The sequence below is a fragment of the Streptomyces sp. NPDC047880 genome (assembly GCF_040706515.1).
GTDB lineage: Bacteria > Actinomycetota > Actinomycetes > Streptomycetales > Streptomycetaceae > Streptomyces.
Genome location: NZ_JBEZOK010000008.1, coordinates 74,115 through 95,598, shown reverse-complemented (window position 1 = coordinate 95,598; position 21,484 = coordinate 74,115). Strand labels below are relative to the sequence as shown.

The 21,484-nt window shown below is 71.6% G+C and carries 23 protein-coding genes; 13 read left to right on the top strand and 10 right to left on the bottom strand.

Annotation, left to right across the window (positions count from 1 at the left end; all coding sequences use genetic code 11):
* Positions 1-185: 185 nt before the first annotated feature.
* Positions 186-1,106 (bottom strand): heavy metal transporter, encoded by a 921-nt coding sequence (locus AB0937_RS15005; RefSeq protein WP_366711980.1) that lies wholly within the window; start codon positions 1,104-1,106, stop codon positions 186-188.
* A 145-nt stretch (positions 1,107-1,251) separates the two neighbouring features.
* Here AB0937_RS15005 and dapE point away from each other — a divergent pair, with 145 nt between their 5' ends.
* Both dapE and AB0937_RS14995 read left to right on the top strand, forming a co-directional pair.
* Positions 1,252-2,331, top strand: coding sequence for a succinyl-diaminopimelate desuccinylase (gene dapE, locus AB0937_RS15000; RefSeq protein WP_366711979.1), 1,080 nt, complete (start codon positions 1,252-1,254; stop codon positions 2,329-2,331).
* Between the two features lie 121 nt (positions 2,332-2,452).
* Positions 2,453-3,211: a TIGR00730 family Rossman fold protein gene (locus AB0937_RS14995; protein WP_366711978.1), complete on the top strand. Its 759-nt coding sequence runs from the start codon at positions 2,453-2,455 to the stop codon at positions 3,209-3,211.
* A 90-nt stretch (positions 3,212-3,301) separates the two neighbouring features.
* Here AB0937_RS14995 and folP read toward each other — a convergent pair whose 3' ends face one another.
* A complete protein-coding gene (gene folP / locus AB0937_RS14990; RefSeq protein WP_366711977.1) occupies positions 3,302-4,162 on the bottom strand; it encodes a dihydropteroate synthase in 861 nt (286 codons plus the stop codon).
* Between the two features lie 143 nt (positions 4,163-4,305).
* Between folP and AB0937_RS14985 the strand changes: the two genes are divergently transcribed.
* Positions 4,306-4,689, top strand: coding sequence for a DivIVA domain-containing protein (locus AB0937_RS14985; RefSeq protein WP_366711975.1), 384 nt, complete (start codon positions 4,306-4,308; stop codon positions 4,687-4,689).
* Positions 4,686-5,288 (top strand): DNA-3-methyladenine glycosylase I, encoded by a 603-nt coding sequence (locus tag AB0937_RS14980; protein WP_366711973.1) that lies wholly within the window; start codon positions 4,686-4,688, stop codon positions 5,286-5,288. The genes AB0937_RS14985 and AB0937_RS14980 overlap by 4 nt, the downstream gene beginning before the upstream one ends.
* A gap of 78 nt (positions 5,289-5,366) precedes the next feature.
* Here AB0937_RS14980 and AB0937_RS14975 read toward each other — a convergent pair whose 3' ends face one another.
* Positions 5,367-6,170 (bottom strand): enoyl-CoA hydratase-related protein, encoded by an 804-nt coding sequence (locus tag AB0937_RS14975; RefSeq protein ID WP_366711971.1) that lies wholly within the window; start codon positions 6,168-6,170, stop codon positions 5,367-5,369.
* On the opposite strand from AB0937_RS14975, the gene AB0937_RS14970 reads away from it, so the two are divergent.
* The gene (locus AB0937_RS14970; RefSeq protein WP_366711970.1) at positions 6,169-6,402 is read left to right on the top strand and encodes a hypothetical protein; all 234 of its coding nucleotides are present in this window, start codon (positions 6,169-6,171) and stop codon (positions 6,400-6,402) included. The two genes, AB0937_RS14975 and AB0937_RS14970, sit on opposite strands and share 2 nt — an antisense overlap.
* Positions 6,403-6,555: 153 nt before the next feature.
* The gene (locus AB0937_RS14965) at positions 6,556-6,723 is read left to right on the top strand and encodes a DUF3117 domain-containing protein (protein ID WP_003966491.1); all 168 of its coding nucleotides are present in this window, start codon (positions 6,556-6,558) and stop codon (positions 6,721-6,723) included.
* Positions 6,724-6,841: 118 nt separating this feature from the next.
* Here the strand turns inward: AB0937_RS14965 and AB0937_RS14960 are convergent, their stop codons facing one another.
* The gene (locus AB0937_RS14960; RefSeq protein ID WP_366712180.1) at positions 6,842-7,540 is read right to left on the bottom strand and encodes an O-methyltransferase; all 699 of its coding nucleotides are present in this window, start codon (positions 7,538-7,540) and stop codon (positions 6,842-6,844) included.
* 162 nt (positions 7,541-7,702) lie between these two features.
* On the opposite strand from AB0937_RS14960, the gene sigE reads away from it, so the two are divergent.
* From sigE to AB0937_RS14935, 5 genes are all read left to right on the top strand, one after another.
* A complete protein-coding gene (sigE, locus tag AB0937_RS14955) occupies positions 7,703-8,476 on the top strand; it encodes an RNA polymerase sigma factor SigE (RefSeq protein WP_190902436.1) in 774 nt (257 codons plus the stop codon).
* The gene (locus AB0937_RS14950) at positions 8,473-9,495 is read left to right on the top strand and encodes a zf-HC2 domain-containing protein (protein ID WP_366711968.1); all 1,023 of its coding nucleotides are present in this window, start codon (positions 8,473-8,475) and stop codon (positions 9,493-9,495) included. The genes sigE and AB0937_RS14950 overlap by 4 nt, the downstream gene beginning before the upstream one ends.
* Before the next feature lie 131 nt (positions 9,496-9,626).
* On the top strand, positions 9,627-11,672 hold the full coding sequence (locus tag AB0937_RS14945; protein WP_366711967.1) for a trypsin-like peptidase domain-containing protein: 2,046 nt from the start codon (positions 9,627-9,629) through the stop codon (positions 11,670-11,672).
* A gap of 218 nt (positions 11,673-11,890) precedes the next feature.
* Complete coding sequence (locus AB0937_RS14940) at positions 11,891-12,340, top strand: sec-independent translocase (RefSeq protein WP_366711966.1); 450 nt, start codon at positions 11,891-11,893, stop codon at positions 12,338-12,340.
* A gap of 228 nt (positions 12,341-12,568) precedes the next feature.
* Positions 12,569-13,240: a hypothetical protein gene (locus tag AB0937_RS14935; protein ID WP_366711964.1), complete on the top strand. Its 672-nt coding sequence runs from the start codon at positions 12,569-12,571 to the stop codon at positions 13,238-13,240.
* Positions 13,241-13,352: 112 nt separating this feature from the next.
* On the opposite strand, the gene AB0937_RS14930 is transcribed toward AB0937_RS14935, so the two are convergent.
* The 3 genes from AB0937_RS14930 to AB0937_RS14920 are packed head-to-tail and all read right to left on the bottom strand — an operon-like array spanning position 13,353 to position 16,401.
* The gene (locus AB0937_RS14930; RefSeq protein ID WP_366711963.1) at positions 13,353-14,486 is read right to left on the bottom strand and encodes an Mrp/NBP35 family ATP-binding protein; all 1,134 of its coding nucleotides are present in this window, start codon (positions 14,484-14,486) and stop codon (positions 13,353-13,355) included.
* Positions 14,487-14,528: 42 nt separating this feature from the next.
* Positions 14,529-15,128, bottom strand: coding sequence for a DUF1003 domain-containing protein (locus AB0937_RS14925; protein WP_366711961.1), 600 nt, complete (start codon positions 15,126-15,128; stop codon positions 14,529-14,531).
* On the bottom strand, positions 15,118-16,401 hold the full coding sequence (locus AB0937_RS14920; RefSeq protein ID WP_366711960.1) for a CBS domain-containing protein: 1,284 nt from the start codon (positions 16,399-16,401) through the stop codon (positions 15,118-15,120). The genes AB0937_RS14925 and AB0937_RS14920 overlap by 11 nt, the downstream gene beginning before the upstream one ends.
* A 222-nt stretch (positions 16,402-16,623) precedes the next feature.
* On the opposite strand from AB0937_RS14920, the gene AB0937_RS14915 reads away from it, so the two are divergent.
* A complete protein-coding gene (locus AB0937_RS14915) occupies positions 16,624-17,379 on the top strand; it encodes a hypothetical protein (protein ID WP_366711959.1) in 756 nt (251 codons plus the stop codon).
* Positions 17,380-17,383: 4 nt separating this feature from the next.
* Here the strand turns inward: AB0937_RS14915 and AB0937_RS14910 are convergent, their stop codons facing one another.
* The gene (locus tag AB0937_RS14910; RefSeq protein ID WP_366711958.1) at positions 17,384-17,896 is read right to left on the bottom strand and encodes a hypothetical protein; all 513 of its coding nucleotides are present in this window, start codon (positions 17,894-17,896) and stop codon (positions 17,384-17,386) included.
* 22 nt (positions 17,897-17,918) lie between these two features.
* Positions 17,919-19,034 carry a magnesium and cobalt transport protein CorA gene (locus tag AB0937_RS14905; protein ID WP_366711956.1) on the bottom strand — a complete coding sequence of 372 codons (1,116 nt, stop codon included), beginning with the start codon at positions 19,032-19,034 and terminating at the stop codon, positions 17,919-17,921.
* 455 nt (positions 19,035-19,489) lie between these two features.
* Between AB0937_RS14905 and AB0937_RS14900 the strand changes: the two genes are divergently transcribed.
* Entirely contained in the window at positions 19,490-20,074 is a 585-nt protein-coding gene (locus tag AB0937_RS14900) for a suppressor of fused domain protein (RefSeq protein ID WP_366711955.1), read from the top strand.
* Positions 20,075-20,104: 30 nt separating this feature from the next.
* Here AB0937_RS14900 and AB0937_RS14895 read toward each other — a convergent pair whose 3' ends face one another.
* Positions 20,105-21,328: an MFS transporter gene (locus AB0937_RS14895; RefSeq protein WP_366711954.1), complete on the bottom strand. Its 1,224-nt coding sequence runs from the start codon at positions 21,326-21,328 to the stop codon at positions 20,105-20,107.
* Positions 21,329-21,484 lie beyond the last annotated feature (156 nt).

Genomic DNA, 21,484 nt, shown 5'->3' with positions numbered 1-21,484 from the left:
TCGCATAATCGGCTGCGGATGAATCCGGTCAAAGAGGCGTTCGCCGAAACCCCGCCGAATCCTTCCCGCCCTGTGTTCCCAAGGGATCCCCGCCTCCCGGGTGAGGGTGCGAAAACCTGCGCACACCGTTGCCGCCGGGCCGCGCGGGTAATCCCCGTGGGTGATCCCCCGCACCCCTGCGCGATCTAGCCCATCGTGACGATGCGGACGGCGGCCGCGCCCCGCTCCGCACCCGCGGTGCCCTTCGCCGCGGGATCCCGCCACTGGCTGGCGGTGTTCCCGGCGATCCACTCGCGCCCCGCGTAGGTGACCCGCGCGATGTGCAGCTCCGAGGCGTTGGCCACGGCCCAGTGCGCCAACTGCCAGCCGCGCTGGTCCAGGCTCCGCCCGGCCGCCGCCCTGGGGTCGGCGGTCACCGGCAGCGTCACGGTCCGGCCACCGGCCCCGTCCGCGGCGCTCGGGGACGGTGTGGGCGCCGCCGTCGGCGCACCGCCCACCTCGGCTCCGGCCGGCTCCAGCACATCGCGCCCGAAGTCCCGCACGAGCGCGGCACGCACCCCGCCCGGGCCCGAGGCCCGGGTCGCGGCCGGGCGGCCCTCACAGGTCAGCGTGGCCGCGGACTGCCCGGTCAGGGCCGCGGCCAGCAGCGCGGCGTCCGGCTCGTGCTTGGCGTAGGCCTGCGGGAAGCCGCTGCGCTGCACGCGCTGCGCGGCGACGGTGAGCGGCAGCCGGGTGTAGCCGGGCACCTTGACCAGATGGTCGTAGAACTCACCGGCCGAGTACGTCGGGTCCATGATCTCCTTCGGCGTTCCCCAGCCCTGCGAGGGCCGCTGCTGGAACAGGCCGAGGGAGTCCCGGTCGCCGTGCCTGATGTTGCGCAGGGCCGACTCCTGCAGCGCGGTCGCCAGCGCGATGGTGACGGCCCGCTCGGGCAGCCCGCGTGCGGTCCCGACCGCTGTGATCGTCGCCGCGTTCACCGCCTGCTCGGGCGTGAACTCGTACGACGCCCCGTCGCCCTTGCCGGAGACGACCTTGCAGCCCGGTCCGCCCGAGCCCCCGGTGATGTACTGCACGACGACGTAACCGGCGACCGCGAGCAGGGCCACGAGGGCGGCTCCGCATCGGAAGAGGCGGCCACGACGCTGGGGAGAGGACGACTCTGGCACGCCGTACAAGGTACTGGAGAGTACGGAGTGGTATGGGCCGAGTGGGAAGAGTGGGGGCGGGGCCTGGCGCGTTAGGGTCGACGCCATGGCCGACACCTCGCTTGACCTCACGCTGGACGCCGCGGAGCTCACCGCCCGGCTCGTCGACTTCCGCTCCGAGAGCGGCACCGAGGAGCCCCTCGCCGACGCGATCGAGACCGCGCTGCGCGCGCTGCCCCACCTGACGGTCGAGCGGTACGGCAACAACGTCGTGGCCCGCACGAACCTCGGCCGCTCGGAGCGGGTGATCCTGGCCGGCCACATCGACACGGTCCCGATCGCGGACAACGTCCCCTCCCGGCTCGACGAGGACGGCGTCCTGTGGGGCTGCGGCACCTGTGACATGAAGTCCGGCGTCGCCGTCCAGCTGCGCATCGCGGCCACGGTCCCCGCCCCCAATCGCGACCTGACCTTCGTCTTCTACGACAACGAGGAGGTCGCCGCGGAGCTGAACGGCCTCAAGCACGTCTCCGAGGCGCACCCCGAGTGGCTGGAGGGAGACTTCGCGGTGCTCCTGGAGCCGTCCGACGGCCAGGTCGAGGGCGGCTGCCAGGGCACGCTGCGGGTGCTGCTGAAGACCACGGGCGAGCGGGCCCACTCGGCGCGCGGCTGGATGGGCTCCAACGCGATCCACGCCGCGGCCCCGATCCTGGCCCGCCTGGCCTCCTACGAGCCCCGCCGGCCGGTCATCGACGGCCTGGAGTACCGCGAGGGTCTCAACGCCGTGGGGATCAGCGGGGGAGTGGCCGGCAACGTGATCCCCGACGAGTGCGTCGTCACCGTCAACTTCCGCTACGCGCCCGACCGCACGCCCGAGGAGGCCGTCGCACACGTCCGTGAGGTCTTCGCGGACTGCGGGGTCACGCAGTTCGAGGTCGTCGACCACAGCGGCGCGGCGATGCCCGGGCTGTCCCACCCGGCGGCGAAGGCGTTCATCGAGGCGGTCGGCGGCACCCCGATGCCGAAGTACGGCTGGACGGACGTCTCCCGCTTCTCCGCGCTCGGCGTCCCCGCCGTCAACTACGGCCCCGGCAACCCCCACTTGGCGCACAAGCGGGACGAGCGCGTGGAGGTCGCCAAGATCCTCGCGGGCGAGGAGCGCCTGCGGAACTGGCTGACCGCCTGAGCCCGCGCCCGACACCTCACGGGTTTACGCCGCTGCATCGCGGACATGCTCACGTCCCTCGTTCGTAACCCGCGTAGATCTACGCTGAGGTGGAAAGACAGGCACGACGGAGGGAGCGCACATGGCGACCGGCAACCCCGAGGGGAAGAAGCAGCCGCCGGAGGAAAAGCGCCTGGGCCCGCTCCTCCAGCGGCGGGACCAGGTCCAGGCCAGTACGACCGACCAGCGGCTGCTGGACGAGCGGGCCCCCTCCGACTGGGTCCACACCGACCCCTGGCGCGTGCTGCGCATCCAGTCGGAGTTCATCGAGGGCTTCGGCACGCTGGCCGAACTGCCGCCCGCGATCAGTGTGTTCGGATCGGCCCGGACGCCCGCCGACTCACCCGAGTACGAGGCCGGCGTCCGGCTGGGCCGGGGCCTGGTCGACGCGGGCTTCGCGGTCATCACGGGCGGTGGCCCGGGCGCGATGGAGGCGGCCAACAAGGGCGCCCTGGAGGCGAAGGGCATCTCGGTCGGTCTCGGCATCGAGCTGCCGTTCGAGCAGGGCCTGAACCCGTACGTCGACATCGGGCTCAACTTCCGCTACTTCTTCGTCCGGAAGATGATGTTCGTCAAGTACGCCCAGGGCTTCGTGGTCCTGCCCGGCGGCCTCGGCACCCTCGACGAACTCTTCGAGGCCCTCACCCTGGTCCAGACCCAGAAGGTCACCCGGTTCCCGATCGTCCTCTTCGGCACCGACTACTGGGGCGGCCTGGTCGACTGGCTCCGCCACACGGTGATCGCCCAGGGCAAGGCGGCGGAGAAGGACCTGCTGCTGTTCCACGTGACGGACGACGTGGACGAGGCGGTGGCCCTGGTGTCGAAGGAGGCCGGGAGGTAAGGCGAGCCGGGCTTCTTGCCCGACCGCGCCGCGCGGTGGGTGGGCGCCGGTTCCGGGAGTACCAGGGGGCTGAGCCCCCTGGTACTCGGGCTAGGCCAGCCCGCGCCGGGCGACGGCGGGGGCCCGATGCCCCGCGATCGCCGCCACCATCTCCAGCACCTGCCGTGTCTCGGCGACCTCGTGCACCCGGTACACCTGCGCCCCCAGCCAGGCGGACACCGCCGTCGTCGCCAGCGTCCCCACGACCCGCTCCTTCACGGGCCGGTCCAGCGTCTCCCCGACGAAGTCCTTGTTGGACAGCGACACCAGCACCGGCCACCCCGTGGCGACCATCTCGTCCAGCCGCCGCGTCGCCTCCAGGCTGTGCCGCGTGCTCTTCCCGAAGTCGTGCCCCGGGTCGATCATGATCGACTCCCGCGGCACCCCCAGCGCGAGCGCCCGCTCGGCCAGTCCGACCGTCACGTCCAGGATGTCCCCCATGACGTCGTCGTACTCGATCCGGTGCGGCCGTGTCCGCGGCTCCGCCCCGCCCGCGTGCGTGCACACCAGCCCCACCCCGTACCGCGCCGCGACCTCCGCCAGCCCCGGATCGGCCCCGCCCCACGCGTCGTTCAGCAGATCGGCCCCGGCCTCGCACACGGCCGCGCCGACCTCGGCCCGCCAGGTGTCCACGCTGATGATCACGTCCGGGAACCGCCGCCGCACCTCCGCGACGAACCCGACCGTCCGCCGGGCCTCCTCCTCGGCCGTGACCTCCTCGCCCGGACCGGCCTTGACCCCGCCGATGTCGATGATCGCGGCACCCTCGGCCACCGCCCGCTCCACCCGCGCGAGGGCCGGCTCGTCGCGGAAGGTGGCGCCCTGGTCGTAGAAGGAGTCCGGGGTGCGGTTCACGATCGCCATGATCACCGGCTCGTGCGTTCCGAATTCCCGCTTGCCCAGCCTGAGCATCCCCTGTGACCTTTCCTGGTACGTCCCCGTCTTCCGCCGCCTGCGACCCTAACCGGCGCGCTCGCATGGCACGATCGGAGCCTGACACATCCGACTCGGAGGACGTCCGCAGCGTCCGATCCATCCGCCGTGGGGGCCCCGCGATGGTTATGTTCCTGTTCCTGGTCGTCGCGCTCGCCGTCGTGGTCGCCGCGGTGACGCTCGCCGTGGTGGGCGGCGGCGAGAACGCCCCGCTGCCCGAGGCGGTACCCGAGCGGCTGCGGGATCCGCTGCCCCCGGACCGGCCGGTCGACCGCGCGGACATCGAGGGACTCCGCTTCCCGCTCGCCGCCCGCGGCTACCGCATGGCCGACGTGGACGACGCCCTGAGCCGCCTGGGCGCCGAGCTCGCCGAGCGCGACGCCCGCATCGCCGACCTGGAGTCCGCTCTGGCCGGTGCCCGGTCGGCCGCCGACCACGGGCCGGTGCGCCCTGCCGGGGAGAACCACGTGTCCATGGACAAGCCGCGGCGGGAGGACCGGCCGTGAGCGACGGCGCCGCCCTGGCCGGCCCGGACGGCGCACTGCGCTGCCCCTGGGCCCTGTCCGCCCCCGAGTACGTCGCCTATCACGACGAGGAGTGGGGCCGCCCCGTCCACGGCGACGACGCGCTCTTCGAGCGGCTCAGCCTGGAGGCCTTCCAGTCCGGTCTGTCGTGGATCACCATCCTGCGCCGCCGCCCCGGCTTCCGCGCCGCCTTCGCCGACTTCAAGATCGCTGCGGTGGCCGCCTTCACCGACGAGGACCGCGAGCGCCTCCTGGCCGACGCGGGCATCATCCGTAACCGCGCCAAGATCGACGCGACCCTTGCCAACGCGCGTGCGCTGACCGAATGGGCACCGGGCGAACTGGATGAACTGATCTGGTCCCACGCTCCCGACCCGGCCGGCCGCCCGGCCCCGAAGACCCTCTCGGACGTCCCGCCCGTCACCTCCGAGTCGACCGCGCTGTCCAAGGCCCTGAAGAAGCGGGGCCTGCGGTTCGTCGGGCCGACGACGGCGTACGCCTTGATGCAGGCGTGCGGCCTCGTGGACGATCACTTGGAGGCATGCATGGCGAGGAGCGCCCCGTCAGGGGCGCGGGGCTGAGCCGATGTGCGGCTCCGCCGCGGGGGCGCGGTCCACCATGTGGGACCCGCAGCCCCCGACGGCGCCGAACCCCCGGGCTCACCGGCCCAGGTACTTCGGCTTCTCCTTGTTGACGAAGGCCTGCACCGCGATCGCGTGGTCCTCGGAGGAGCCGGCCCGGGTCTGGAGCTCGTCCTCCTTCTCCAGTGCCTCCTCCAGGGAGTGCGTCAGCCCGAAGGCCACCGACTCCTTCAGGGCCGCGTACGCCACCGTCGGCCCCCCGGCCAGCGCCCGCGCCAGCTTCTCGGCCTCCGCGCGCAGCTCACCGGCCGGCACCAGCCGGTTGGCGATGCCCAGCTCGTACGCCTCCTGCGCGCTGATGCTCCGCGGGAAGAGCAGCAGGTCGGTGGCGCGGCCCGGGCCGATCACCCGCGGCAGCGTCCAGGAGATCCCCGAGTCGGCGGTCAGCGCCACACCGGCGAACGAGGTGTTGAACGCCGCGGTGTCCGCCACGATCCGGTAGTCCGCGGCGAGCGCGAAGCCGAAGCCCGCCCCGGCCGCGACGCCGTTCACGGCGGCGACGACCGGCTTCGCCGCCCCCGCCAGTGCCCGCACGATCGGGTTGTAGTGGTCCCGTACGGTGCTCATGGTCTGCCCCGAGCCGGTCTCCCGGTCCTGGACCAGCAGCCCGATGTGCTCCTTCAGGTCCTGCCCGACGCAGAACGCCCGGTCCCCGGCGGCGGTCAGCAGCACCGCCCGCACGGCGTCGTCGCCCGCCGCCGACTCGACCGCCTCCCGCAGGGCGACCTTGGTCTCCACGTTCAGCGCGTTCATCGCCTCCGGGCGGTTCAGCGTGATCGTCGCGAGTCCGTCGCTCACCTCGTAGAGCACGGTGTCGGCCATGGCGTATCCCCTCCGGGTCGCGGAACGGGCACGTACCGGCCGGTACGCCCCGGGTCTGCAGGACAGCATGACGGAGATCGCGGACGAGGAACCGGACCGGACGTGTGACCTGCGTCAAACAATTCTCGTCCGGATCGGTTCGGCGGAAGTGTGTGCGGTGGCGCAGTATCGCAGTCTCATCGCCGAATTGAGTGGTTTTGCTCGCGTGCGTTGCCCAAGCGATGCCGACTGATGTTGGTCATCGGGTCCTGAGATGCGGGATAATGGCCTGGAAGCAATGTGTTCGATGCCGGTGTCGCGTGTCCTGCCACAAGGGCCGCACGTGTGCCCTTCTCAGGGGCCGTCGGCTTTGACGATGAGCTGGGTTTCAGGAAGGGGAACGAGCATGGCGGCCATGAAGCCGCGAACGGGTGATGGCCCGCTCGAGGTGACCAAGGAGGGGCGGGGCATCGTCATGCGCGTTCCGCTCGAAGGCGGCGGTCGGCTCGTCGTCGAGCTGACCCCTGACGAGGCCGACGCGCTCGGCGACGCCCTCAAGAAGGTCGTCGGCTGACGCGCAAGCGACCATACCCTTTCAGTTGCCCCGGCATCACTTGTGGTGCCGGGGCGGCTGTTTTCCCGCCGCTGACACTCGGCTGCCCCGGCTCGGGCGCCGCTGACGTACGACCCGGCTAGCGTTTCACCGCGCACAGCAGCCCGTCGCCCACCGGCAGCAGGGACGGCACCAGTTCCTGGCTCTCGCGCACCGCGCGCAGCAGCTCCCGCAGCCGCAGCACCTCCGTGGGCTGGGGACCGGAGTCCACCGTCCGGCCGTTGGCGAAGGCCCCCTCGAAGACGACCAGCCCGCCGGTGCGCAGCAGACGCAACGATTCAGCGAGGTAGTCCATGACCTCCAGGCGGTCACCGTCGCAGAAGACCAGGTCGTAACCGGCGTCCGCGAGGCGGGGCAGCACGTCCAGGGCCCGGCCCGGGATGAAGCGGGCCCGGTTGCTGGCGAACCCGGCGGCGCGGAAGGCCTGCCGGGCGAACTGCTGGTGCTCCGGCTCGGGGTCCACGGTCGTCAGGACACCGTCCGGCCGCATACCGTGCAGGAGGTGGATCCCGGAGACACCGCAGCCCGTCCCGATCTCCGCGACGGCCTTCGCGTCGACCGACGCGGCCAGCAACCGCAGCGCGGCGCCCGTGCCGGGCGTCACCGAGCGCAACCCTGCCTCGCGGGCCCGGTCCCGGGCCCACTGCAGCGTTTCGTCCTCGGCGACATAGGCGTCGGCGAACGCCCAGCTCGTCTGCCGGTTGCCGGTAATGACCCTCTCCTGTCCCCGTGAATGCCTGGGCGTGACTGTATCCGTTGGGCACGGGAACCCGCAGATGGGACCGGTCGTTTAAAGGGATGAGCAAGTGGCGCGGGTCGTGACGGGGGGCAGGCAGTGGATCGGGACGCCGAGCAAGTGCCGACGCAGCAGTACGAGGCGTATCAGCACAGATCAAATTCTCGTAAAACCGCTTATCCGGTCCTAACGGGCGAGGTGGCTATGGTAGGGGCTCCACTGGACACCACCAGAGCTGACAGGGGAGGTGCGGCTGCGCCTGTGGATCGCGGAGGAGTGCTCCGGCGCTTCCTCGGACCGGCGGGCAGGCCGACATCTGTGAACGACACCGCTGCTGACCACAGTCACGCCGCTGACTTCGCCCAGACCGCGACCTTCACCACCGACGCGGACGGGCAGGCGTGGACTCCGCCCACGTGGGAGGAGATCGTCAGCACGCACAGCGGCCGGGTCTACCGGCTCGCCTACCGTCTGACCGGCAACCAGCACGACGCGGAGGACCTCACGCAGGAGGTCTTCGTCCGCGTCTTCCGCTCCCTGTCGACCTACACGCCGGGTACCTTCGAGGGCTGGCTGCACCGCATCACCACGAACCTGTTCCTGGACATGGTCCGCCGCAAGCAGCGCATCCGCTTCGACGCGCTCGGCGAGGACGCGGCCGAGCGGCTGCCCAGCAAGGAGCCCACGCCGCAGCAGGTCTTCAACGACGCGCACTTCGACGCGGACGTCCAGCAGGCCCTCGACACCCTCGCCCCCGAGTTCCGCGCCGCGGTCGTCCTGTGCGACATCGAAGGCCTGTCCTACGAGGAGATCGCCGCGACCCTCGGCGTCAAGCTCGGCACGGTCCGCTCCCGGATCCACCGCGGTCGCTCCCAGCTGCGCAAGGCTCTCGCGCACCGCTCCCCGGAGGCGCGTGCCGAGCGCCGTTCCTTCGTGCCCCGTGTTCCCGCCCTGGGAGGAGGGGGCGCGAGCGCGTGAGCGGATCTCGGCCGAAAGCCTCCGAGGGTCACCTCGCAGAGCAGCATCTGGGAGACCGACTCTCCGCCCTGGTGGACGGAGAGCTCGGTCATGACGCGCGTGAGCGCGTACTGGCGCACGTGGCCACCTGCCCGAAGTGCAAGGCGGAAGTGGACGCCCAGCGCCGGCTGAAGAACGTCTTCGCGGAGGCGGCCCCGCCGCCCCCCTCCGAGAGTTTCCTGGCCCGCCTGCAGGGACTACCCGCGGGCGGCGGCCCGGACGGTGATGTGACACCGCCGGGCGGGGGAGGGCTGTCCGGACGGTTCGGATCGTCCGGGGCCTTCGGGATGAAGCGCGGCGAGCGCTTCGACTTCGGGTACGCACCCTCCCGGCCGCACCTGCCCGCGTCCCCCGGGGGAAGCCGGAACCTCCCCGCCGACGCCGGAGGCCCGCTCTCCGGTCACCGGGGCCTCCCCTCCGAGAGAGGCTTCCGCATCCACGACGTCGGCCGGCCCGACAGCGACCGGTCCTCCTCCCGGCTGCGGTTCGCGTTCGTGGCCGCCGGTGCGGTGTCCCTGGCGGCGATCGCCCTGGGCGGCGTCACGGGCGGCACCCCGACCGACGCGGAGGCCCGCGGAGGCCAGGGCACGGGGAGCAACGTGACCCCCATGCGCACCCAGGGCACCGGCGCCGTGACACCACCCGAATCCCAGCGCCGCCGGCCGGCGCCGCTGCTCGGGCAGGTACACGGCGAGAGCCCGCTCGGCCGTGCGCCGGCCGCCCCCACCGAGGTCTCGGCTCCGCTGCTGCCCGGGGTGCCGTCCGCCGCCCGGCACCACGCGATGCACGCGCTGACCGCCCCGGTGGTCGCCGGTGCCGCCGTCATGTCCCCGTTGATACGCCCGCTCGAGGCGGCCACTCCGGCCGCCCTGACCTCGTGGTCCGCGGTTCCCGAGATCACGGCTCCCCTGCTCGCCGTGCCCCTCGCGGACCCGGCCTCGTCCCCTTCTTCCCCCGCCGTGCCGCGCACGGCTCACTGACCGGCCTCTGCGCACCGGCCCGCGAACCTGATTGAATCCGGGGGTTGTCGCCCGCGGCCGAGGTCTGGCCGGGCGCCGGTCAGAGGAACTGCGGCCAACGTGACGAGCCGTGCCGCGGCTGTGGGGAGAGCATGAACGAGGGGAAGCCCACGAAAGCGAAGTGGTGGAGCCGTCCGCGGCCGCAGGACCGGACGGGGGAGCCGGAGGGGACGGACCCGCGCGTGGCAGACGACCAGGTCATGGCGGAGAGTCAGGGCGTGGCCGAGGCCCCGGCCGTGGAGGGCCAGGGCGTGGGCGGTCCGCACCAGGCTGAGTCGGCCCGGGCGGACCGGACCGGCGCCTCCGACGGGGACTTCGAGCTGCCGCGCCCCGCGCCCCGGCCCGATCAGGACGGCGACTACGAGCTGAGGCGTCCCGAGGCGCTTCCGGCCGGGGCCGAGGGCGACTCCGCCGAGCCGGCCCATGGGGCGGTGAAGCCGGATGACGCCGTGGTGGTGGGAGCTGACCAGGCCGTTGCCGCGGTCCCCGCCGCGTCGGCGGACGGGGCGGTGAAGACGGATGACGCCCTGGTCGGAGGCACTGCCCAGGCCGTTGCCCCGGTCCCCGCCGCCCGGCAATCGGCCCAGGACGTCCCGGTCGCCGCCGCCTCACCCGCCGCGCCGCCGGAGGAGGCTCCCAAGCCGCTGCACGACCCCGACCCGTACAGCACCCCGCCTTACGGCGAGCCAGGCCCCTGGGCGCCCGCGCCGCCCGTCCAGCACCCGGCGACCCCGGCGCAGGCAGTGGCGCTGCCGGGGCAGCCGGCCGTGCCGTCGGCGCAGGGCACGCCGCCCATCCCGGCGCCCGGGGGGCCGGCCCCCGCAGCTCATCCCACCGCCGCTCACGGGCCGGCCGGGACGCCGCCCCCCGGCATCCCCGCACCCGCGCCGCACTACGCCGACGTCCCGGCACCCGCCCCGGCCACCGACCCCTGGCAGCGCTACGACCCCTGGGCGGCTCCCGCCGTCGCCGGGGGACAAGGGCCCCTCCAGCAGAACGGCGCCGCCGTGCTCAGCACGGAGCAGCGGCGCAGGCGGGGCAGGAAGTCCCTGGTGCTCGGTGCCGTACTGCTCGCGGTCGTGTCCGGGGGCATCGGCGGCGCCGTCGGGACGTACCTGGAGCGCAACGGCGGCGTCGGGACCGTCGAGCTGCCGCAGGCCGGGAAGGAGGCCACCGCCCGGGACGCGGACAGTGTGGCCGGGATCGCCGGGCGGGCCCTGCCCAGCGTGGTCACCCTGCATGTCAGCGGCGCCGGTGAGCAGGGCACGGGCACCGGCTTCGTGCTCGACACCCGCGGACACATCCTCACCAACAACCACGTCGTGCAGCCCGCCGGCTCCGGCGGCGAGATCACCGTGACCTTCAACGGAGGGCAGACCGCCAAGGCCGAGGTCATCGGCCGGGACAGCGGCTACGACCTGGCCGTCGTGAAGGTGAAGGGGGTCAGCGGACTCACCCCGCTGCCCCTCGGCAACTCCGACAACGTGCAGGTCGGCGACCCCGTCGTGGCCATCGGCGCCCCCTTCGACCTGGCCGGCACCGTCACCTCGGGCATCATCAGCGCCAAGCAGCGGCCCATCACCGCCGGCGGCGAGAAGGGCGACGGCAGCGACGTGTCGTACGTCGACGCGCTGCAGACCGACGCGCCCATCAACCCCGGCAACTCCGGCGGGCCCCTGCTCGACGCCCGTGCCCGGGTCATCGGCATCAACTCGGCCATCCGCTCGGCGGGGAGCGGCTCCGGGCAGGACAGCGGCCGGGCCGGTTCGATCGGCCTCGGCTTCGCCATACCGATCAACCAGGGCAAACGCGTCGCCGAAGAGCTGATCAACACCGGGAAGGCGACCCACCCGGTCATCGGCATCACCCTGGACATGGACTACACGGGCGACGGTGCCCGCGTCGCCGCCGAGGGCGGCGAGGGCGGCGCGCCGGTCACCGCCGGCGGCCCGGGAGCCAAGGCCGGGATCAAGGCGGGTGACGTCATCCGGGAGGTCGACGGCCTGCGGGTGCACTCCGGCGAGGAACTGATCGTCAAGACCCGGGCGCACCGCCCCGGAGACCGGCTGGAACTGACCGTCGAGCGTGGTGGCAAGGAGCGGAAGGTCTCGCTCGTCCTCGGATCGTCGGGTGGCTGAGACATGAGGCCCCGTGGCGCGCGCTTTCACCGCGACAGGCCCCACGAGGGACCGGCAAGGCAAACAATCGGGAAAGCGCTCCCACCTCCCGCACTCGGAGGCCCCGGGACAGTACCGGTCGGACAGGATCGCCGGGTACCGTGGATCCGGCCCGGACCACGGCAAGACCCACACCGACCACGAGGGCCGAGGACCGAGGACATCGCAAGGAGCTTCAGGTGTTCAATGACATAGGACCACTCGAGCTGGTGACGCTCATCGTCCTTGCCGTGCTCGTCTTCGGTCCGGACAAGCTCCCCAAGGTCATCCAGGACGTGACGCGCACCATCCGGAAGATCCGTGAGTTCTCGGAGAGCGCCAAGAACGACATCCGGCAGGAACTGGGCCCGGAATTCAAGGACTTCGAGTTCGAGGACCTCAACCCCAAGACGTTCATCCGCAAGCAGCTGGACAACGAGGACCTGGGCCTCAAGGAGATCCGCAACGGCTTCGACCTGAAGAAGGAGATGGCCGAGGTCACCGACGCCGTCCACAGCCGTGACTCGGACACCTCCCCGGCTTCGTCCGCCGGCTCCTCCGGTTCGTCCGGCGGCCGTATCGACATGACGAAGAAGCCCGAGACGTCCGCCCCGGACGACCGGCCGCCCTTCGACGCGGACGCCACCTGAGCGACCCGCCCAGGGGGGTGCACGCCCCCGGCGCGTGACGCGTTTCATACTCCGGTCGGGCTGCGTACGGCCTGAACCGGGCGCCCGTGCGGCCCACGCGCCGGGCGGTTTCCCTGCTGCTCGCAGCGGTGTGGCTATGCTGCCGAGTTGTTGTGCGGACCGTGACGAGTACGCCCGAAGGGGGGCGGGCCGTTCCGGTCCGACTAGAGCGAGGAGGCGTCCGGGCACATGGAGACGACGAGTCGGGCAGTCGCGCAGACGCCGGCCGCGGAGGATGGACAACAGGCCCCCTCCGCCCGGCGTACGGTCGACGGCTACCTGCGTGCGCCCTTCCCCTGGTACGGCCTCGATGAGGCCTTCACGGGGCCGCGCTGGCTGATGCAGGTCGGTACGACGGCCGACGGGGCCGTGGAGCACGGGTCGATCGGACACGGCGACGAGCCCTCGGTGCGCAACGAGTATGCCGCCGGGGGCGATCAGGAATCCAAGGAGAGGTTCGCGGTCGTCGTGACCGTGGCCGCGAACCCCTCACGGCGTACGGCCGACGGCACGGGGCTGCTGGAGGCCACGTCGGTGTCGTCCGCGGCGTGGCTCGCGGGCGTCGGACTGCTGTCCTTCACCTGGCCCGGCCAGATGGACCACACGCTGCGGGACGACTGGCTGGATCAGCAGACCGAGACCGCGTGGGTGCTGGCGGACGACCTCGACGGGGCCGACTGGTCGACGCTGTCGCTTCCCGTGGACGGGGTGCCGACGACGTTCCACTACCGGGAGTCCGAGTTCGGGTGGGTGCTGGCCGGGTCCACCTCGTCGGGGGTTCACGTCGGGGCTTACGGCCGGGGCATGAGCGCGTACGGGCTCGGCTTCGCCGTGGTCAAGGACATCGCCGCTTACGCGTGATGCGGGGGCGCCGTGTTGTTTCGGCGCCCCTTCGCCGTAGGAGTTCTCGTACGCGGGGGGCTGCAGGGCGTCGCTGGTTGCTCGCGCGGTTCCCCGCGCCTCCCGGGTCAGATCAGAACTTGTTCTTCGGAGTGATGCCGAGCGACAGGCCCGACAGGCCGCGCTGCCGTCCTCCCAGCTTGCCCGCGATCGCGCGCAGCGCCGCACCCGCCGGGGAGTCCGGATCCGTGAGGACGACCGGCTTGCCCTCGTCGCCGCCCTCGCGCAGGCGGACGTCGATCGGGATGCTGCCGAGGACCGGGACGTTCGCACCGGTCGTGCGGGTCAGGCCGTCGGCGACCAGCTGGCCTCCGCCCGTGCCGAACACGTCGACCATCTCGTCGCAGTGCGGGCAGGGCAGGCCGGACATGTTCTCGACCACACCGACGATCTTCTGGTGGGTCTGCACGGCGATGGAACCCGCCCGCTCGGCGACCTCGGCCGCCGCCTGCTGCGGGGTCGTCACGACCAGGATCTCGGCGTTCGGCACGAGCTGCGCCACGGAGATCGCGATGTCGCCGGTGCCGGGCGGCAGGTCCAGGAGCAGCACGTCCAGGTCGCCCCAGTACACGTCCGCCAGGAACTGCTGCAGGGCGCGGTGGAGCATCGGGCCGCGCCAGACGACCGGGGCGTTGCCCGGCGTGAACATGCCGATGGAGATGACCTTCACGCCGTTCGCCGACGGCGGCATGATCATGTTCTCGACCTGGGTGGGACGGCCGTCGGCGCCGAGCATGCGCGGCACGGAGTGGCCGTAGATGTCGGCGTCGACGACACCGACCTTGAGGCCGTCGGCCGCCATCGCCGCGGCCAGGTTGACCGTCACCGAGGACTTGCCGACGCCGCCCTTGCCGGAGGCGACCGCGTAGACGCGGGTCAGGCTGCCCGGCTTGGCGAAGGGGACCTCGCGCTCGGTCTGGCCGCCGCGCAGGGCGGACGCCAGCTCGCGGCGCTGCTCGTCGCTCATCACGTCGAGCGTGACGTCGACGCGGGTCACGCCCTCGACCGCGGAGACCGCGTCGGTCACGCGCTGCGTGATCGTCTCCCGCATCGGGCAGCCCGAGACTGTGAGGTACACGGTGACCGCGACCGCCCCGTCCGCGCCGATCTCCACGGACTTGACCATCCCGAGCTCGGTGATGGGCTTGTGGATCTCGGGGTCGTTCACCGTCGCCAGTGCCTCGCGCACCGCGTCTTCCGTAGCCATAGGACGATGGTACGGCGCTGTACCGGTGCGTAGGAAAGCGTCTCAGCGGTCGTCTGCGTCACGTCCCCGTGACCGTTCCGCCGGGAATACAACGGGGTCGTGCCGGTGGCCGTTCTGCCGTTCCTCCATCTCCTTGATCGTGTCCTGCAGCTCCGAGCGGATCCAGTCGCGGGTGGCGACCTCGCCCAGGCCGATGCGCAGGGCGGCGATCTCGCGGGTCAGGTACTCGGTGTCCGCGATCGACCGCTCGTTCTGCTTGCGGTCCTGCTCCAGGTTGACCCGGTCGCGGTCGTCCTGCCGGTTCTGCGCGAGCAGGATCAGCGGGGCGGCGTAGGAGGCCTGCAGGGACAGCATCAGGGTCAGGAAGATGAACGGGTACTCGTCGAAGCGCAGGCCGTGCGGCGCGAAGATGTTCCACACCACCCACAGGATGATGACGACCGTCATCCAGACGATGAACCGCCCGGTGCCCAGGAAGCGCGCGATGCGCTCCGACAGCCGCCCGAAGGCCTCCGGGTCGTATTCGGGCAGGAACCGGCGCCGGCGCGGCAGCGGCTGGTCGAGGCGGGTGGTGCGGGGCCGGGAGGAAGCCGTGGCGCCCGCCGGCGTGCGCTCGCGCAGGCTCTCGCGCTCAGGAACCATCGGTCGCCACCTCCTCGTCCAGGTGGAACTCCTGCTCCCGCCAGTCCTCCGGGAGCATGTGGTCGAGAACGTCGTCCACGGTGACCGCGCCCAGCAGCGAGCCGGACTCGTCGACGACGGGCGCCGCGACCATGTCGTACGTGGCGAAGAACCCGGCGATGGCCGGCAACTCGGCCTCCGGGTCGAGCGGCTGCAGATCGGTGTCCACGATCGAGCTGACCAGGGACGGCGGTGGTTCGCGCAGCAGCCGCTGGAAGTGGACCGTGCCCAGGTACTTGCCGGTCGGCGTCTCGTCCGGGGGCCGGCAGACGTAGATCTGGGCGGCGAGGGCGGGGGAGAGGTCGCGGTTGCGGACCCGGGCGAGCGCGTCGGCGACGGTGGAATCCGGGCGCAGCACGATCGGCTCGGTGGTCATCAGACCGCCCGCCGTGCGGTCCTCGTACGACATCAGGCGCCGCATGTCGGCCGCGTCGCCGGGCTGCATCAGGCTCAGCAGCCGCTCCTGGTCGTCCGTCGGCAGCTCGCCCAGCAGGTCGGCGGCGTCGTCGGGGTCCATGGCCTCCAGGACGTCGGCGGCACGCTCCTCCTTCAGCTTGCCGAGGATCTCGATCTGGTCGTCCTCCGGCAGCTCCTCCAGCACATCGGCGAGCCGGTCGTCGTCGAGGGCGGCGGCGACCTCGGCCCGGCGCTTGGGGGAGAGGTGGTGCAGGACGTTGGCCAGGTCGGCGGGGCGCAGCTGCTCGAAGGTGGCGAGCAGGCTCTCGGCGCCCTGCCCCTGCTCCTCCAGGGAGAAGCCGGTGACGGCGGTCCACTCGACGGTCAGCGCCTCGCCCTTGGCGCGCCGGAAGGCGCTGCCCTTCCTGCCCTTGCGGACGAAGACCCGGTCGATCTCCCACTCCCGGCGGGCCGGCAGCTGATGCACCGACAGGTCGAGGACGGTGACCTCCTCGCCGGTCTCGGTGAGCGTCACGCGCCGGTCCAGCAGTTCCCCGAACACCAGCCGCTCGGTGGGCCGCTGCTCGAAGCGCCGGACGTTGAGCACGCCGGTGGTGATGATCTGGCCGGACTGGATGGCGGTGACCCGGGTCATCGGCAGGAAGATACGGCGGCGGGTGGCGAGTTCGACGACGAGGCCGAGCAGCCTCGGCGGTCGCTGTCCCACCCGCAGCATGACGACGAGATCGCGCACCCGCCCCACCTGGTCGCCGGCTGGGTCGAAGACGGCGACACCTTGGAGGTGCGATACGAAGATCCGGGGGGCGCCCGCTGCCATGGCCGCGGCTCCTTTTCGTGCGGGGTGGTTCGTTGCTGTCGTTGTGGCTGTCTTTGTGCCTGTGTCTTCCGAATTGCCCGCTCGGGTGGGCTTCAGGCTAGCCCGTCCTGATCGGTGGCGCGTGGGCGGCCGGTCCGGACGGACTGGCTCCGATCCGCCCGCACGACCCCGGTACCCTGCGGTACGCCGTTCAGGTCTCCCGTCAGAGAGGCAGCCCCACCTGTGACTCCGATTCGCCAGAACCGTGGCCGCAGTGCCGTACTCGCGAGCGCGGTGTGCGCGCTGCTCGTGACGGGAACGGTGCTCACCGGCTGCGCGGAGGATCCGAACGAGGGCACCAACGGGGTCGGCAGACTCCCCGCCGCCAAGATCCAGGGCAAGACCCGGTCGGCCGCCGAGACCGCGGGGGCGGTCCGGGTGCACGGCAACGTCGTCAGCGGCGGGCGGACGTACACGCTCGACATGCGGCTGAAGGACGACGGCGGCGACGGTTCGGTCACCGGCAACGGCGCGACCTTCAAGCTGCTGCGCATCGGCGAGCAGCTCTACGTCAAGGCGGACGCCGAGTTCTGGACTCACGGCAGCGGCCAGGAGGAGGGCGGCGAGGCGGACGCGGCGGCGGCCTCCAAGCTCGACGGCAAGTTCGTGAAGGTGCCGCAGGGCGACCCCGCGTACAAGAAGTTCAGCGGTTTCACGGACAAGGCTCTCCTCCTCGACGGTCTGCTGACCCTGCACGGGACGCTCGCGACGGACGGCCACGACGAGGAGGCGGGCGTCCGCACCATCCGCGTCACCGGTGACAAGGGCTCCGGCGGCACCCTGGAGGTCTCCCTCGAGGGCAAGCCGTACCCGCTGCGCCTGGAACGGGCCGGCGGGGCGGGCACCCTCACGTTCTCCGCCTGGGGCGAGGACTTCTCCCTCAGGGAGCCGGAGCGGAACGAGACGGTGGACTACGGCAAGCAGCTGCCCTCGTCGTAGGCCGTCAGGTCCGTTTGCGCTTCTTCAGCAGCAGGCGGGGCAGACCCGCCGGGGCCGGCCGACGGGTGATCGCCGGGGACGGCAGGGGAGGCTCGGACAGGGAGCCGTCGGGCAGCGGCGCCGTCGTCCCCGTCGGTTCCAGGCGCAGCACCCGGCACTCGCGGGCCCAGCGGCCGGTGATGCCCTCGCCGTCCGGTGCGTTCAGCCGCTTGCCCTTGAGCTCGGCGACCGCAGCGTCCCACGCCTCGGAGCCCGGCGCGAGCTCGACGACCCGCGCCGTCCAGGTGACCAGCCGGCCGCCCTTGTCCTTGCTGCGGACCGTCACCGTCGCCTCGGTGCCGTCGGCGAGACCCGGCAGCGGCTGCTCGCCCGGCCCGTCGCCGACCAGGCACGCGGCACCCTCGTGCCACACGTGCCACAGCGCACGCGCCGGGCCGCCGGGGCCCTGGACCCAGACGAGGCCGGACTTCTTCGTGGCCTCCTCGACGAGGGCCTGGTCGAGCAGCTCGCTTGTCATGGGCCCAGCCTAACCAGGCCGCTCACAGCCACCCGTTCCGCTTCAGCGTGCGGTGGATGCCGAGGCAGACGACCACGGTGAAGCCGAGGATCACCGGGTAGCCGTAGCGCCAGTGCAGCTCCGGCATGTGGTCGAAGTTCATGCCGTACACACCGCACACCATCGTCGGCACGGCGATGATCGCCGCCCACGAGGTGATCTTGCGCATGTCCTCGTTCTGGGCGACGGACGCCTGCGCGAGGTTGGCCTGGAGGATGGAGTTGAGCAGCTCGTCGAAGCCGAGGACCTGCTCCTGGACGCGGGCCAGGTGGTCGGCGACGTCCCGGAAGTACTTCTGGATGTCGGGGTCGATCAGCCGCATCGGCCGCTCGCTCAGCAACTGCATGGGCCGCAGCAGCGGCGACACGGCCCTCTTGAACTCCAGCACCTCGCGCTTGAGTTGGTAGATCCGTCCGGCGTCCGAACCGCGCGGCGAGCCCTTGCGCCCCGGGGAGAACACCTCGGTCTCCACCTCGTCGATGTCGTCCTGCACCGCGTCGGCGACGGCGATGTACCCGTCGACGACGTGGTCCGCGATGGCGTGCAGCACGGCCGAGGGGCCCTTCGCGAGCAGCTCGGGGTCGTCCTGGAGGCGGTGCCTGAGGGCGCGCAGGGAGCCCTGCCCGCCGTGCCGGACGGTGATGAAGAAGTCCCGTCCGGTGAAGCACATGACCTCGCCGGACTCGACGACCTCGCTGTTGGCGTCGAGCTGGTCGTGCTCGACGTAGTGGATGGTCTTGAAGACCGTGAAGAGGGAGTCGTCGTAGCGCTCCAGCTTGGGCCGCTGGTGGGCCTGGACGGCGTCCTCCACGGCCAGCGGGTGCAGCCCGAACTCACCGGCGATGCCGGAGAATTCGGCCTCCGTCGGCTCGTGCAGGCCGATCCACACGAAACCCCCGTCGCGGCGCACCAGGCGCACCGCCTCGTGCGGGGTCAGGGCGGTCCCGGTCTCGATGCGGCGGCCGTCCCGGTAGACGGCGCAGTCGACGACGGCCGAGGCGGCGGCGGGGCTGCGGGTGGCGTCGTAGGTGCCGCCCTCCTTGCGCAGCGACACACGGGACGGACGGACAACGGCGCGCAGGTCGCGGATCATCGACATGGCGGGCTCCTTCGCGGGCGTGCGACGAACGGCGCCGGCGACGGGTGGAACTACCCGGAATGAGGACGTTGTGACCACGGATGTTTCGCACGTCCACAAAGCGGGGAGCACCGCATCGTCGCGGTGGCCGGTCTGGTCACTGATTCAGCTACTGAGGCAGATCAGGCAAAGCGAAACGAAGCGCTCTTCCGCGGTGAAGCGAGTGCGAGAGGTGGCAGCCAGGGACAGAAGCAGCTACATCGGCGGCGCGAAGAGCGTGGTGCTACTGCACGGTCGACTTCGATCCATTGCAGCCCCACCTCCTCCGGCCGGTCCCTCGTAAGGGAGTTCCTTCGGCGTCGGAGCTTGATCGCGACGCTTCTGCGTGCTGCCCCGAACCACCGGGCAAGAGTAGCAGCCGACACAACTGTCAAGGTGCTGCTTTGCCCGCTACTGGCGAGTTCTATGCTCGCCGCATGGCAGATGTTCTTCCTCTGGTCGAAGCCCGGTTGCGCACGGCACTGGGCGAACCGGACGCGCGCGCCGCGGTCACCTTCCTCGGCACGGACCGCATCGAGGTGCTCCGCTTCCAGGAGGGCGACATCGTCCGCTACGCCTCGCTGGGCATGTCCGCGCACCCCATGACGGACCCCACGGCGGTGGTCGCCGACCCGGTCAAGGGCCCGCGCGCCGAGCTGGTCCTCTCGGTCCGTTCCGGTCTCGCCGACACCGACAAGGTGCTCCGGCCACTCGCCGTACTCGCCGCGTCTCCGCAGGTGGAGGGCCTGGTCGTGGCTCCCGGCGCGTCCCTCGACGTCGGTGAGCCGCTGTGGCCGGGCGCTCCCTTCACCTCGGTCCTGGTCGCCGAGCCGGGCGGTCTGGTCGAGGACCTGGAGCTGGACGAGCCCCTCGATCCCGTGCGGTTCCTGCCGCTGCTGCCGATGACCCCGAACGAGGCGGCCTGGAAGCGTGTGCACGGTGCGCAGGCGTTGCAGGAGAGGTGGCTGAACCAGGGGACGGACCTCCGGGATCCGTCCCGGAAGTCCGTCCCGCTGGAGTGAGGAAGCTCACCAAACTCCGGCTGCGCGGCCTCAGTTGGCGAAGACGGCGACGCCGTCCTCGGTCGCGTGCCTCGGCTCCGGCTCTTCTGCTTCGCTCGTGAGGGCCTTGCGCCGTACGACGACCACGGCGGCGCCCGCGACCGCGGTGACCGCCGCGACCACGAACGGCATGTGGAGGTCGGTCCACTCCTCGATCTTCGGCGCGAAGTACGGAGCCGCCGCCGCCGCGAACCAGCGCACGAAGTTGTAGCCCGCGCTCGCCACCGGGCGGGGGGCGTCGGAGACACCGAGGGCCAGTTCGGTGTAGACGGTGTTGTTCACGCCGATGAAAGCACCGGACAGGATCGTGCAGACGACGGCGGTGGTGTGCGAGCCGTAGCCGAGCACCAGCACGTCGGCCCCCAGCAGTACCAGCGAACCGCCGAGCACCTTCAGTGAACCGAACCGCTTCTGGAGCCGCGGGGCGACGATCACCGAGAAGACGGCGAGCAGCACGCCCCAGGCGAAGAACACCGCACCCGACCGGTACGGGCTCATGTTCAGCACGAACGGCGTGAAGGCCAGCACGGTGAAGAACGTGTAGTTGTAGAAGAACGCCGAGACCGCCGCGGAGGCGAGGCCGCCGTGGCCGAGGGCCTTGAGCGGGTCCAGCAGCGAGGTCTTGCGGGCCGGCTTCGGCTGCTCCTTCAGGAACACCGTGATGCACAGGAAGCCGACGGCCATCAGGAACGCCGTGCCGAAGAACGGGTAGCGCCAGCTGGCGTCGCCGAGCAGGGCGCCCAGCAGCGGGCCGCAGGCCATGCCGAGGCCGAGGGCCGACTCGTACAGCAGGATCGCCGCGGCGCTGCCGCCGGCCGCGGCGCCGACGACGACCGCCAGGGCCGTGGAGACGAACAGCGCGTTGCCGAGGCCCCATCCGGCCCGGAAGCCCACGAGTTCGCCGACGGATCCGGAGGTGCCCGCGAGCCCGGCGAACACCACGACGAACGCGAGGCCGAGCAGCAGCGTCTTCTTCCCGCCGATCCGGCTGGAGACGAAGCCGGTCACCAGCATCGCGACGGCGGTGATGAGGAAGTACGAGGTGAAGAGCAGGGAGACCTGGCCGGCCGTGGCGTTCAGGCCCTGTGCGATGGACGGCAGGATCGGGTCGACGAGCCCGATGCCCATGAAGGCGACGACCGACGCCCCGGCGGTCGCCCACACGGACTTGGGCTGCTTCAGGAGGCCGCCCGCTCCGGCGTCGAAGGAGTCCATTGCTTGCTCCCTTTCCCGAGACGAGATAGTTGGTATATGCACACACTAAGTTAGCCACGCTAATTAATGCAAGTTACATCTAATGTTGCCGGTGAAGGGTTCCGTCCGGATGGGTGATCGTCCTTGACGCGGCGGGGCGCGGGTAGGACCGTGGGG